The sequence below is a fragment of the Cupriavidus sp. PB-02 genome (assembly GCF_058252315.1).
The window spans coordinates 2,472,944-2,485,322 of sequence record NZ_CM177694.1 but is presented as its reverse complement, the minus strand read 5'-3'; the positions used below and the strand labels follow the sequence as shown (position 1 = coordinate 2,485,322).

Sequence of the window (12,379 nt, the reverse complement as noted above, 5' to 3'; positions counted from 1 at the left end):
CCGCTATTGCACCGGTATTGTCACCCCCGTCGTCAGGCCCGCCACCCTTCGATTTCGATTGGGCTAGCGGGTTTTCTCTAGTCGGAGCAAAAACGCTATGCAAACGCGCAGCTATGACACCACAGACGTCCTGAATATCGTCCCGGCCGGAACGGTGGAATCCCTGGAGCGAGTCAGCGCCGGGTTGAGCGCTATTTTGTCGTTGTTGGAAAAAGAGAGCGAACGGTCGGAGCCGACCCATGACGTCCATTGCCTGCTGTTGATGGTCAAATCGCAGTTGGACCAGGCAACGTCCGAGCTTTGCCCTGCGGATTAAGAGTCCGATGGTGCAAAACAAAAAGCCCGCACTTCCGTGCGGGCTTCTCGCTTCAAAAACCTTGGTGCCCAGGAGAGGACTCGAACCTCCACAGTGTTGCCACCGCTAGGACCTGAACCTAGTGCGTCTACCAATTCCGCCACCTGGGCAAGGTGAGCGCCGCATTCTACAGGGCGCGACAGATTTTGCAAGTGCGCGGTGCTTCCACCAGTCACGCCTCGGGCATTTCAGTGGCAAGGATTTCAAACAGCGCCTTAGCCGCAGGCTGCAGCGCCCGGTCGCGACGGCGTATCAACGCCAGCACCCGGTCCACGGTCGGTTCAACCAGCGGGATGGCGCACAATCTCGGATGATCCGGCGGCAACGCCAGGCCCGGCAGCACTGCCATGCCGAGGCCGGCTTCAACCAGTGCCAATACGCCGACCACGTGGTTGGCCTCGTAAAAAATGGTCGGACGCCGTTCAAGATGCGCGATGGCATTTTCAATCAGGGCGCGATTGCCGCTTTGCTTCGAGACGCCGGCCATCCGCTGCCCGGCCAACTCCTCCCATGCGACAGACTTGCGTCCGGCCCAGGCGTGGTCACGTCGCAACGCCAGCAAATAAGGCTCGGTACGGACCGTGAGGAATTCGATATTGGGTTCCTGGGCGCCCATGAAGTTGAGGCCAAAATCCGATTCTCCGGACAGGACGCTGGCCAGTGCGGCGTTTGCACTTTCATCAATCACGCGGACGCGTACACCCGGATGACGACCTGCGAATACGCTGATGGCATCGGGCAGCAGGTGCACCGCAGCCGACGGTATCGCCGCCACCGTTACCAGCCCGCGCCGGAGCGCGGCCTCGTCACCAAGCCGGAACACGGCGCCATCGAGAATGTCCAGCGCAGCCCGGGCCTCCTCCAGGAACTGCCTGCCGATGTGGGTCGGTTCCACGCGCCGGGTGGTCCGCTCCAGCAAGCGCGAGCCGAGCGTCTTTTCCAGCTTGTCGATTCTCCGGCTGAGCGCTGGCTGCGAGATATGCAGCGTCTCGGCAGCGATCCGGAAACTGCCCATTTCCGCAGTGGCGACAAAGGCCTGCAAATCCTCAAGGGCGAAATTAATGCGCGACATGCATGAAATCATCAGAACATTGCAATTCACAGAATAGTCGCGCCCGAATACCCTTGCAATGCTCGCCGCTCCCGCGTCTGGGATGTGTCGGCGGGCCGCATAAATCAACATGGAGACGTTATGAAGCTGACCGCCATGGCCGCCAGCAAGGCCTCGCTTGTTTTCCTGCTATGGCTGGCGGGGCCGGTCTGGGCAGACGATATCCGCGTCATTACCTCGGGCGGCTTCACGGCGGCGTACCAGCAACTGGTGCCGCTGTACGAAGCCGCGACGCAGGACCGGATCATCACCGCCTATGGCGCGTCGATGGGTAACGCGCCGGATTCCATTCCCAGTCGGCTGGCTCGCGGCGAGACTTTCGATGTGGTGATCCTTGCGGACTCTGGCCTTGAGAAGCTGGTATCCGAAGGGAAGGTGGCGGCCGGGAGCAGGGTGGACCTGGCCCGGTCGCTGATCGGCATGTCGGTCCGCAAAGGCACGCCCAGGCCCGATATCAGCACAGTGGAAGGCCTGAGGCAGACCTTGCTCAACGCAAAATCGATTGCGTATTCCGCCAGTGCCAGCGGGACCTACCTTTCCAATGAATTGTTCAGCCGGCTCGGCGTCGCGGACCAGATCAAGGACAAGGCGCACAAGATCTACAGCGAGCGTGTCGGCGCCGTAGTGGCGCGCGGCGATGCGGAAATCGGCTTCCAGCAGGTCAGCGAGTTGCTGCCATTCAAGGAGCTGGATTTTGTCGGGCCATTGCCGGCCGAGTTGCAGCAATCGGTCTTCTTCTCTGCCGGCATGGTCGCGGGCAAGCAGTCCGCGGCAGCTGCGCGCTTTGTCCGGTTCCTTGCGTCCCCCGCGGCGGCCTCGATCGTACGAATAACGGGGTTGGAGCCGGTCGCCACGCCTCTGCCGCCACCGGCGCCTCCTGCGCTCGGACAGGCTTCGAAGCAGTAAGCCTGTCTGGGCTGCCGCAAAAACAAAAAGCCCGCACTTCCGTGCGGGCTTCTCGATGAAACCGTGGTGCCCAGGAGAGGACTCGAACCTCCACAGTGTTGCCACCGCTAGGACCTGAACCTAGTGCGTCTACCAATTCCGCCACCTGGGCAAGGTGAGCGCCGCATTCTACAGAAGGCGGCGGAATTTGCAAGCGCTTCTGGCGGGCTTACGCAGGAATTCTTGCCGGAACACGATCCTCTGCAATCCGGCAGTACCGGCGTCGATCAGAACGACGGCACCATAGCGCCCTTGAACTGGGCCTTCATGAACTGGCGCACGTCTTCCGACTGGTACGCGGCGACCAGCTTCTTGACCCACGGCTTGTCCTTGTCCTGCGTGCGCACGACGATGATGTTGGCGTACGGGCTGCGCAGGTCTTCCAGGCCGATGGCGTCCTTGGTCGGCTGCAGGCCGGCGGCGAGCGCGTAGTTGGTGTTGATGACGGCGGCGCTGACGTCGGGCAGGGCGCGCGCAAGCTGGGCGGCGTCCAGTTCCACGATCTTCAGCTTCCTTGGGTTCTCGGCCACGTCCAGCGGGGTGGCGTTGGCACCGTTGGTGCCGGTGCCGGCCTTGAGCTTGATCACGCCTTGCGACTGGAGCAGCAGCAGGGCGCGGTTCTCGTTGGACGGGTCGTTGGGCACCGCGACCTTGGCGCCTTGCGGCAGGTCCTTTGCCGACTTCAGGTTCTTCGAATAGATGCCCAGCGGCGAGATATAGGTGTAGCCCACGCTGGTCATCTTGTAGCCGCGCTGCTTGACCTGGCTATCGAGGTAGGGCTGGTGCTGGAAGCTGTTGGCGTCCAGGTCACCGGCGTCGAGCGCGGCGTTGGGCTGCACGTAGTCGTTGAACTCCACGACCTTGACGTTCAGGCCGTTGCGCTTGGCCACTTTCTGGACGACTTGCCAGACTTCGGCATCCGGGCCGCTGACGGTGCCGACGCGGATGGTCTGTTCCTGGGCCGAGGCGCTGCCAGCGGCGATAAAACCGATGGCGGACGCGGCAACTGCCAGGCGCTTGAAGAGAGACGTGCTGCGCATAAGAGTGCTGGAAATTTTTTGGCTATGTGGCTAGTGAGACATTCGCGCGCCGGGTCAGGGATCGCCTGCCCGGGCTAGGCCACAGATTAACGCAATTGCGTCAAAACTGCGTAGCGGGAAGGAATCTGGCGTCTATTTCTTTTTCATATGCTTATGAAAATCCAATGACGCCGATAGCCTGGCATTAAATGCTTTTGCGCCTTGCCTCAGTCCGCAAACACCTCGCGCAGGGTGCGCAGGGCCTCCAGCATCGTCTTTTCGTTAAGGCCGCCGGCTCGCTTGAGCAGCCGTGACTTGTCCACGGTCCGTACCTGGTCTAGGTCAAGCGCGATGCTGCATGGAAATGTGACACCCGAGCCTGGTCTTGGACAGGCGATATGTCCGAAAGCCGGTGCGCCGCGTCAGCCGGCCACCGCGCCATATCCTTCCCCTGCCCACTCAATAAAACAAAGCCCGTGCCCGAACGGATCCGACAGCGTCGCCTGCCGCCCCCATTCGTAATCCTGCGGCCAGTCCTCGATCTCCGCGCCGGCTCCCAGCGCGCGTTCGATAGCCTGTTCGAGGTTGGACACGACAAAGTCCAGGTGGACCGGCGTCCAGTGGCGGCGATAGTCGCGCCGGGTATCTGAGCGGGTGGTGGGGCGGGTGCCCGCGGGTTTGGCGAGCAGGTAGATCGGCGTAGTGCCGCCGACCATTTCGGCGACGGTACCGTCGAACAGCTTGCGGTTCAGCTTCAGGCCGAGCGCTTGTTCGTAAAAGCCGATGCCGCGCGACAGGTCGTCGACGTCGATATTGATCAGCAACTCCATGACAGCCTCCTGACGGCGTTCTGTGTGAGGGCGGCCGCATTGTGCGCCCGGCCTCCTGACAATTCCTGTCAGGAGTGATGTTTCAGCCGGCCGGCAGGCGGGGTGTCTGGAGGGCGGCGTCAGCGCTCCAGCAACCGGCGCACGACCGGGCACAGCGCATCGCCCAGCGCCAGGTGAGCGTCGGCGTCCAGGTGTACACCATCGACCTCGCTGCTCTGAATCAAAGTGCCCGCATCGAACAGCGGGCAGTCCAGTTGCGCGCAAACCTCTGCAACGGCTTGCGGCAAGCCTGCCCACTTGTGCTCGCCGCCCGCGAACTTGGGCGCCAGCGGGCCGCGCGGCGTGCGGATCGGCGGCGGCGTGACCACCAGCACCGGCGGCACCGGCATGCCGGGTTCGATCGGTGCGGTGCGGATCGCATGCACCAGCGCGCCGATGCCCTGGGCGGCGTGCCAGGCGTTGTGCGGGTGCATCGACTGGAAATCGTTGTTACCGAGCATCAGGACCACCAGCGCCAGCGGCGAGTGGATCTCGATGCGCAGCGCGAGCCCTTGCAGGCCGTTGCGCCCGGGTTTGAAAGGATCGTCCCAGACCGTGCGGCGGCCGTTCAGGCAGTCTTCGATGATGCGCACGGGCGCGCCGCCGTCGGCGTTCAGGCCGAGTTCCAGCCGGCCGGGCCAGCGCACCGGGAAGGGCAGGCGCTGGCGGGTGCCCGGCACGATGCCCCATGAAAGCGAGTCGGCGTAGACAAGGACCTGGATGGGATCGGCTTCGGCCAAGGGCGCGGCGGGCATGAGGGGGTTCCAGTCGGCGGGATTGCGGTCGATAAGCAGCAATGGGAGCGACGTTCAGAGTACCGCCGCGGGCTGTGACAGAAATGTTGCACCGCGCAGACAAAAAGGTCTTCCGAACACGCGGAGACTTCATAATATCGACTTACTGCTGACAGGGAGAAAGAAGTTGCGTTTCGAGCACTTGGTTGAGATCAACGATCCAGGCAACCCACAACTGGATCCGCTGACGCCTGACCAGCTGTGGCAAGGGCTGGTGCTGCGCGCCGAGTCGCCCGAACTGTTCGTGCTGGGCCTGGACAGCGCCGAGGTGGTTGGCCGTGGCGACAACTGGATCGACCGCGTGCTGCATTTCGGCGCGGCCTCGATCCATGACCGCGTGGTATTCGAGCCGCGCCGGCAGGTGCGCTATGAAACCGCCGCCACAGCCGAGCATGCCGGCGGCACCCTGACCATGGCGATCGAGACCCCGGGCCCCGGCGCGCTGCTGCTTCGCTTTGTCTACGACACCACCATGCCGGCGGTCGATGCCAGCGGCGACGCTCGCTATGCCGAGATCGTCAAATCCGCCTACCACGAGGCCGACATCGACACCGTCCGCAAGATCCGCGAGATCGCCGACACCGGGCGGCTGGGGTGAACCGCGGCCCCGTCACGCCGGAGGGCTCCGGCCAGCCGCCGGGCGGACCGACGCGGCAGGCGCTGCGTGCCCGCTACGGGGATCGGCTGCGCTGGCTGGTGCTGGTGACGCTGATGCTGGGCACGATCTCGTCGATCGTCTCGTCCACCATCGTCAACGTTGCCATCCCGGACCTGAGCCAGCATTTCGCGCTGGGCCAGGAGCGCGCCCAATGGGTCGCGGCCAGCTTCATGATCGCGATGACGCTGTCGATGCTGCTGACGCCGTGGCTGCTCAATCGCTACGGGCTGCGCCGCACCTTCCTCGGCGCGTCGGTGTTGCTGGGCGTGGGCGGCTTCTTTGGCGGGTTCTCACCAACGTATGGCGTGATGATCGCGATGCGCGCGGCCGAAGGCGTGGCGGCGGGCATCATGCAGCCGTTGCCCAATATCCTGATCCTGCGCTCGTTCGAGGAACGCGAGCAAGGCAAGGCGATCAGCGCGTTCGGCTTCGGCGTGGTGCTGGCGCCGGCGTTGGGGCCGAGCCTGGGCGGCTTCCTGGTGGAGGCGTTCGGCTGGCGTTCGATCTTCTTCGTGGTGGTGCCGCTGACGCTGATCGGCGTGGTCATGGCGCGCCGCTTCATGGCGGTGGATTCGATCATGATCGGCGAGCGCGAGCCGCTGGACTGGCGCGGACTGGGGTTGGCCGGCATCGCCACGGTCAGCCTGCTCAACGGCGTGGTGCAGATGCGCGAGAGCGTGCCCGCGGGCCTGGCGCTGGCGGGCTTCGGCGTGCTGATGCTGGCGGCCTTCGTGCTGTGGCAGCTGCGTGCCGCCTATCCACTGATGAACCTGCGGCTGTACAGCTACCGGCAGTTCGCGGCCGGGGCGGTTGTGGCCTTTATCTATGGCGCGGGCTTGTTCGGCTCGACCTACCTGCTGCCGGTCTACATGCAGATGGCGCTGGAATACACGCCGTCGCGCGCGGGCCTGGTGCTGCTGCCGGCGGGCGTGGCGCTGGCCCTGACGATCGGGCTGGCGGGGCGCTTCACGAATCGGATCGCGCCGCACGTGCAGGTGTCGTTCGGGCTGGCGCTGCTGGCCTTGTCGTTCGTGCTGATGGCGCTGGGTTCGCGCACCACGCCATACCTGGTGCTGGTGGCGCTGGCGGTGCTGGGGCGGATCGGGCTGGGCTGCATCCTGCCGTCGCTGACGCTGGGGGCCATGCGCGGCGTGGATTTCTCGCTGATCGCGCAGGGCTCGAGCTGCATCAACTTCCTGCGGCAACTGGGCGGGGCCATCGGCGTGAGCCTGGCTGGCGTGGGCCTGCAGTGGCGGCTGGCGGAGCACGGCGCGGTGGTGGGCCAGGCCGGCGATGCGGCGTTGCAGGCGGCGCGCATCCGGGCCTTCGATGAAACTTTCCTGGCGGTTGGGGTCGTGATCGCCAGCGCGATGTTCGCGGCGTGGCGGATCCGGCCGAGGCCGGTGCCGGCGGGCTGAAGCCGCCGGGGGAGTGGACGGTAGCGCCGTGCCATCGCGTGGCCGGGAGCGCCATGCCGGCGCCCCGCGGCAGGGTGCGGATCAGTTGGCGGCGCCGCTGCGCAGCTCTTCCACCAGCGCGATGTACTGTTCCATCGCCGGTTCGCGCGCGGTGCCGCGCAGCGCTTCCCAGGCTTCGAACTTGTAGCGGCCGACAAAGTCGGTCATGCCCGGCTTGTCGCCGTGGGCGTCGCCTTCGCTACCTTGCTTGAACAGCGCGTACAGGCGCAGCAGGGTCATGTTACTGGGGCGCTCGCTCAGTTGCTTGACGTCGATCTGGGCCTGGTCGAAGCGTGCCTGCAGGTCGCTCATGGTTTCCTCCGTTTGTTCTGGCTGGATTGCAAAAGTGCAGCCCGATGATAGCCGCGCCAGCGTGCCCTACCGTGCGTATAAAACCGAAGAAGCCCTCGGTTCCGGGCGCCAGCGGATACAATCGCGCCATGTCCTGGATTCTTGCTGTTGAAACTTCTACGGAGTGGTGCTCGGTCGCGCTCGGACGTGCCGTCGCGGGTGCCGGAATCGAGTGCCTGGTGCGCCATGAGCACACCGGCGCACGCTCGTCCGCACGCGTGCTGCCGGCCGCTGGCGAGGTGCTGGCCGAGGCCGGCATCGTGCTCGCCGATTGCGCCGCGATCGCCTTCGGCGCCGGCCCGGGCTCGTTCACCGGCCTGCGCACGGCCTGCGGCGTGGCGCAGGGCCTGGCCTTCGGGGCCGGCCTGCCGGTGGTTCCCGTCAATACCCTGATGGCCTGCGCCGAACGCGCGCGCGAGGCTTCGCTGCCGGATAATACCGCGGTGCTGGTGGCGCTGGATGCGCGCATGGACGAGGCCTATTCCGGCGCCTTCCGCTGGGATGCCGCCGCGCGGGAATGGGCGGAAATCACGCCGATGCGGGTCGGCGCACCGGAAACGGTAACGTTGCCCGAGGGCGATTTCTGGATCGCGGGCAATGCCTCGACGGTATTCGGCGAGCGGCTGGCGGGCCTGGCGCGCGCGTCGCGCGTGCTGCCGGAGGCGATGCCGCATGCGCAGCCGATGGTCTCCATCGGCTTGCGCGCACTGGCCCGCGGTGAAGCCATCGACGCCGACCAAGCCATGCCGATCTACCTGCGCGACAAGGTCGCCCAGACCATCGCCGAACGCGAAGCCGTGGCCGCCGCACGCGCCGCGGCCCAGGCCGGGAGCGCATCGTGAGCGCCGCCTATCCGCTGGAAGAGCGCAACGAGTGGCCGGCAGTACCGGCCATGCCGCCGCTGCCGGACGGCTGGGCGCTGGGCCGCATGAGCGCGCTGGACCTGGAGGCCGTGGCCGGCATCGAGGCACGCGCCTACAGCCATCCGTGGACGCGCGGCAATTTCGAGAACTCGGTCAAGGCCGGGCATCTCGGCCTGACGCTGCGCGACCCGGCCGGCACGCTGGTGGCCTACGCCGTGCTGATGCCGGTGGTCGACGAGATGCACCTGCTCAACATCACCGTCGAGCCGCGGCGCCAGCGCCAGGGGCTGGGGCGGCTGATGCTGGCGATCGTGCTGGCTACCTCGCACGCGCACCGCATCCGCACCATGCTGCTGGAAGTGCGCCCGTCCAATACCGGCGCGATCGCGTTGTACCAGGCCGCCGGGTTTCTCGAGATCGGGCGCCGCAAGGGGTATTACCCGGCCGAGGGCCGCACCCGTGAAGACGCGCTGGTGTTGCGCCGCAGCTGGCCGGAGGATGCCGCCGCCAATGACGGCACGGAGGGCCGCGCATGAGCCGCCGCGCGCAATTCCTGGAGGTGCTGGGCATCCCCGCGGAGTGGGTGCTGCGCCAGCGCGCCGGCGGCGAGCCGCAGGCCCTGGCGCTGCCCGAGGCAGGCGAGGTCGCCACGGTTGATGCGCCGCTCAGCGCCGCTCTGGCCGCTCTGGCCGCTCCGGCCGTTTCGATTGCCGAAGCCCCGCCCGTAGCCGAAGCGCCTGTCGGCGCGCCGGCCCAGGCCGCCGCGCCGACGCCGCCAGCCGAGGCGCCCCTCACCATCGACAGGGCGCCCGCGATGCCCTCGCTGGTGCCGGCGGGGCCGGAGCCCGGCTCGGCGCAGGTCGATCGCGAGGCGGACATCGCCACCATGGACTGGCCCGTGCTGGAAGCGGCGGTCGCCGGCTGCACCGCCTGCGGCCTGTGCCAGACGCGCACCAACACCGTGTTCGGCGTCGGCGACCGCCAGGCCGAATGGATGCTGATCGGCGAAGCCCCCGGCGAGAACGAGGACCAGCAGGGCGAGCCCTTTGTCGGCCAGGCCGGCAAGCTGCTTGACAATATGCTCGGCGCGCTCGGATTGGCGCGCGGGCGCAATGTCTTTATCGCCAACGTGCTCAAGTGCCGCCCGCCGGGCAACCGCAACCCGGAGCCGGACGAGGTGGCGCAGTGCGAGCCCTTCCTGCGCCGCCAGATCGCACTGGTGAAGCCCAAGGTGATCGTGGTGCTGGGCCGCTTTGCGGCGCAGTCGCTGCTGCGCTCGACCACGCCGATCGGCAAGCTGCGCGGCACCGTGCATACCTACGAAGGCATCCCGGTGGTGGTGACCTACCACCCGGCCTACCTGCTGCGGACCCTGACCGACAAGGCGCGCGCCTGGGAAGACCTGTGCCTGGCGCGCGAGGTGCATGACCGTGCGGGAGCTGGGGCCTGACCTCGCGCTGAACCGCGGCGGCGACGGCAATTTGCCGTCGGGTCCGCCGCTGTGGCGACGCGCCGCGTCGGCGCGTACGCGCGACCTGGCCTGGACCACGCTGTCGCCGCCGCTGCTGGCGGCGGTACCGGGCGCGGCCCCGGCGCGCTGGCCCGGCGGCACGCTGGCTGCCTGGCAGCGCTGGCTGGAGACGGCCGACCCCGCCGCGTTGCCCGCCACCATCGACGAGCTGGCCGACGGCCATCCGCTCTCCGCCGACGATTCCAGCCATGACCCTGCGAGCCGCAGCCTGCGTCTGGGCCGCCATGCAGAAAGACTGCTGCATTTCGCGCTGCGGCATATGCAAGGGCTGTCGCTGCTGGCCGCCAACGTGCCGGTGCGGCACGCGGGAAGGCAGGGCATCCGCACGCTGGGCGAGCTGGATTTCGTCTGGCGCGACCTGGCTTCCGGCGAGGTGGTCCACTGGGAGATGGCGGCCAAGTTCTACCTGATGGCCGGCACGGAGCCGCTGCCGCGGTTGCAGGACTTTGTCGGCCCGAACCTGGTCGACCGGCTCGGCGACAAGCTCGGCCACGTGGTGCACCGCCAGCTGCCGCTCGGGCGCACGCCCGAGGCGCAGGCGCTGCTGGGCCATGCGATCGACCGTAGCGAGGTCTACCTGCTGGGCTGGCTGTTCTATCGCGACGGGCAGGTGCCGGCAGGGCTGGACGTGCTGGGCATCGCGCCCGACCACCTGCACGGCTGGTGGTCGTCGCTGGACGGGTGGATGGCGCGTGCCGCTTCGCGGCCGGGCTCGCGCTGGTGCCGGTTGCCGCGTTCGGGCTGGCTGTCGGGGGCGTTCGTGACGGATGCCGGTACGGAAGAGGTCGAGGGGCTGCACGCCTTTCTGGCGCAGCGCTTTGCCGATCCGCGCCATGACCACGGCTGGCGCCGCGAAGCGCCGGTGATGCTATGCGAACTGGAGCCGGCGGGACCGCAGGCGCCGGGGTGGTGGCGCGAATGCTCGCGGGGTTTCGTGGTGCCGCCGGGGTGGGAGGAAAGGGCGCTGGCGCGGGCGGCGGAGGAGCTGCGGCCGGGGCCGCGGGCCGCGCCGGACGACGCGGCCTGATCCCCGCGCCGGCTGTGCAGCCGGCAGGCGGGGCGAGCGAGGGTGAAGGCTTAGTGGTGCTTGTCCTCGCCGATCATCGCCAGCGAGTTGAACGTACGCATGTTGTATTTGTGCAGCTTGAGCACCAGCAGCATGGTCACGCAGATAAACAGCCCCAGCGCGATGATCACCACGCCGATCGGCACGTTCAGCTTGATCAGCAGCGCGTACAGGCACAGCATCAGCAGCACCGACACGTTCTCATTGAAGTTCTGCACTGCGATCGAGTGGCCGGCCGACAGCAGCACGTGCCCACGATGCTGCAGCAGCGCGTTCATCGGCACCACGAAGTAGCCTGACATCGCGCCCACCAGCATCAGGAACACATAGGCGATGAACATGTACAGCGGCATGTGCATGCCCAGGATGTGCAGCGTGACCTCGGGCATGGCGTCCTTGGTATAGAAGGCCATGATCATCACGGTCGCGCCCATCGCCACACCGAAGGGCAGCACGGAGAGCGACTTGCGCAGCGGGATGCGCGCGGCGGCAAGGATAGCGCCGACGGCCACGCCCACTGCCACCACCGCCTGCAGCAGCGCGCCCTGCGACAGGTTCAGGCCGAGCGACTTTTCCGCCCATTTCAGTACGATGAACTGCAGTGTGGCGCCCACGCCCCAGAACAGCGTGGTCACGGCCAGCGAGATCTGCCCGAGCTTGTCGCGCCACAGCGCCAGGAAGCAGTCGCCGAACTCGGCGATCAGCTTGATCGGGTTCTTTTCCTGCTGAGGGTAGCGCGCCCCGGTGTCGGGGATAAACAGGTTGAAGACCGAGGCGACCACGTAGAACAGCATGATCACCACCATCGCGGCCTCGGCGGGCGTGTCGATGCCGGTGTTGATGAGGGGCAGGTCCAGCCGCAGCAGGATGTCGGAGATATGCACCGAGATCAGCGCGCCGCCCACCACGGTGCCCAGGATGATCGAGCCCACCGTCAGCCCCTCGATCCAGCCGTTGGCCATCACCAGCTTCTCGGGGGGCAGCAGCTCGGTCAGGATGCCGTACTTGGCCGGCGAGTACGCCGCCGCGCCGAATCCCACCACGCCATACGCCAGCAGGGGGTGCAGCCCGAACATCATGATCGCGCACCCGACCACCTTGATGGCGTTGGTGATGAGCATCACCCGCCCCTTGGGCATGGAGTCTGCAAAGGCGCCCACGAACGCGGCGAGGATGACGTAGGAGAGAACGAAGAACAGCTTGAGCAGCGGAGTCATCCACTGCGGGGAATGCAATTCGGTGAGAAGGGCGATGGCGGCGATCAGTAAGGCGTTGTCGGCCAGCGACGAAAAAAACTGCGCGGCCATGATGGTGTAAAAACCCTTCTTCATGCTCTCGACTTTCTCTCCATCGCGCACTC

The 12,379-nt window shown here is 66.7% G+C and carries 15 protein-coding genes and 2 tRNA genes; 8 read left to right on the top strand and 9 right to left on the bottom strand.

Going from position 1 to position 12,379, the window contains the following annotated elements:
- Positions 1 to 97: 97 nt before the first annotated feature.
- Entirely contained in the window at positions 98 to 316 is a 219-nt protein-coding gene (locus AC10V3_RS11645) for a DUF1484 family protein (RefSeq protein ID WP_022535409.1), read from the top strand.
- 62 nt (positions 317 to 378) lie between these two features.
- Here the strand turns inward: AC10V3_RS11645 and AC10V3_RS11640 are convergent.
- A tRNA-Leu gene (locus AC10V3_RS11640) sits at positions 379 to 465 on the bottom strand.
- 62 nt (positions 466 to 527) lie between these two features.
- Entirely contained in the window at positions 528 to 1,427 is a 900-nt protein-coding gene (locus tag AC10V3_RS11635; RefSeq protein WP_041681477.1) for a LysR family transcriptional regulator, read from the bottom strand.
- Between the two features lie 120 nt (positions 1,428 to 1,547).
- On the opposite strand from AC10V3_RS11635, the gene AC10V3_RS11630 reads away from it, so the two are divergent.
- Entirely contained in the window at positions 1,548 to 2,372 is an 825-nt protein-coding gene (locus tag AC10V3_RS11630) for a substrate-binding domain-containing protein (RefSeq protein ID WP_022535407.1), read from the top strand.
- A gap of 64 nt (positions 2,373 to 2,436) precedes the next feature.
- Here AC10V3_RS11630 and AC10V3_RS11625 read toward each other — a convergent pair.
- The 5 genes from AC10V3_RS11625 to AC10V3_RS11605 all read right to left on the bottom strand — a co-directional run bounded on the left by AC10V3_RS11625 (position 2,437) and on the right by AC10V3_RS11605 (position 5,054).
- A tRNA-Leu gene (locus AC10V3_RS11625) sits at positions 2,437 to 2,523 on the bottom strand.
- A gap of 115 nt (positions 2,524 to 2,638) precedes the next feature.
- A complete protein-coding gene (locus tag AC10V3_RS11620; RefSeq protein WP_022535406.1) occupies positions 2,639 to 3,451 on the bottom strand; it encodes a MetQ/NlpA family ABC transporter substrate-binding protein in 813 nt (270 codons plus the stop codon).
- A gap of 206 nt (positions 3,452 to 3,657) precedes the next feature.
- Entirely contained in the window at positions 3,658 to 3,783 is a 126-nt protein-coding gene (locus AC10V3_RS11615; protein ID WP_490923676.1) for a type II toxin-antitoxin system PemK/MazF family toxin, read from the bottom strand.
- 69 nt (positions 3,784 to 3,852) lie between these two features.
- The gene (locus tag AC10V3_RS11610) at positions 3,853 to 4,260 is read right to left on the bottom strand and encodes a VOC family protein (RefSeq protein WP_022535404.1); all 408 of its coding nucleotides are present in this window, start codon (positions 4,258 to 4,260) and stop codon (positions 3,853 to 3,855) included.
- Between the two features lie 119 nt (positions 4,261 to 4,379).
- The gene (locus AC10V3_RS11605; RefSeq protein ID WP_022535403.1) at positions 4,380 to 5,054 is read right to left on the bottom strand and encodes an SGNH/GDSL hydrolase family protein; all 675 of its coding nucleotides are present in this window, start codon (positions 5,052 to 5,054) and stop codon (positions 4,380 to 4,382) included.
- Positions 5,055 to 5,220: 166 nt separating this feature from the next.
- Between AC10V3_RS11605 and AC10V3_RS11600 the strand changes: the two genes are divergently transcribed.
- Positions 5,221 to 5,691, top strand: coding sequence for an SRPBCC family protein (locus tag AC10V3_RS11600; protein WP_022535402.1), 471 nt, complete (start codon positions 5,221 to 5,223; stop codon positions 5,689 to 5,691).
- A complete protein-coding gene (locus AC10V3_RS11595) occupies positions 5,688 to 7,169 on the top strand; it encodes a DHA2 family efflux MFS transporter permease subunit (RefSeq protein ID WP_349607309.1) in 1,482 nt (493 codons plus the stop codon). The genes AC10V3_RS11600 and AC10V3_RS11595 overlap by 4 nt, the downstream gene beginning before the upstream one ends.
- A gap of 81 nt (positions 7,170 to 7,250) precedes the next feature.
- Here AC10V3_RS11595 and AC10V3_RS11590 read toward each other — a convergent pair whose 3' ends face one another.
- The gene (locus tag AC10V3_RS11590) at positions 7,251 to 7,520 is read right to left on the bottom strand and encodes an acyl-CoA-binding protein (RefSeq protein ID WP_349607310.1); all 270 of its coding nucleotides are present in this window, start codon (positions 7,518 to 7,520) and stop codon (positions 7,251 to 7,253) included.
- A 128-nt stretch (positions 7,521 to 7,648) separates the two neighbouring features.
- Between AC10V3_RS11590 and tsaB the strand changes: the two genes are divergently transcribed.
- The 4 genes from tsaB to AC10V3_RS11570 are packed head-to-tail and all read left to right on the top strand — an operon-like array spanning position 7,649 to position 10,980.
- Entirely contained in the window at positions 7,649 to 8,401 is a 753-nt protein-coding gene (tsaB, locus tag AC10V3_RS11585) for a tRNA (adenosine(37)-N6)-threonylcarbamoyltransferase complex dimerization subunit type 1 TsaB (protein ID WP_349607311.1), read from the top strand.
- Positions 8,398 to 8,958, top strand: coding sequence for a ribosomal protein S18-alanine N-acetyltransferase (gene rimI, locus AC10V3_RS11580; RefSeq protein ID WP_490922236.1), 561 nt, complete (start codon positions 8,398 to 8,400; stop codon positions 8,956 to 8,958). Before tsaB ends, rimI begins: the two co-directional genes overlap by 4 nt.
- On the top strand, positions 8,955 to 9,872 hold the full coding sequence (locus AC10V3_RS11575) for a uracil-DNA glycosylase (RefSeq protein ID WP_490922235.1): 918 nt from the start codon (positions 8,955 to 8,957) through the stop codon (positions 9,870 to 9,872). The genes rimI and AC10V3_RS11575 overlap by 4 nt, the downstream gene beginning before the upstream one ends.
- Positions 9,847 to 10,980 carry a DUF1853 family protein gene (locus AC10V3_RS11570; RefSeq protein ID WP_349607314.1) on the top strand — a complete coding sequence of 378 codons (1,134 nt, stop codon included), beginning with the start codon at positions 9,847 to 9,849 and terminating at the stop codon, positions 10,978 to 10,980. The genes AC10V3_RS11575 and AC10V3_RS11570 overlap by 26 nt, the downstream gene beginning before the upstream one ends.
- A gap of 50 nt (positions 10,981 to 11,030) precedes the next feature.
- On the opposite strand, the gene lplT is transcribed toward AC10V3_RS11570, so the two are convergent.
- Positions 11,031 to 12,350: a lysophospholipid transporter LplT gene (gene lplT, locus AC10V3_RS11565; protein ID WP_041681475.1), complete on the bottom strand. Its 1,320-nt coding sequence runs from the start codon at positions 12,348 to 12,350 to the stop codon at positions 11,031 to 11,033.
- Between the last annotated feature and the right edge of the window lie 29 nt (positions 12,351 to 12,379).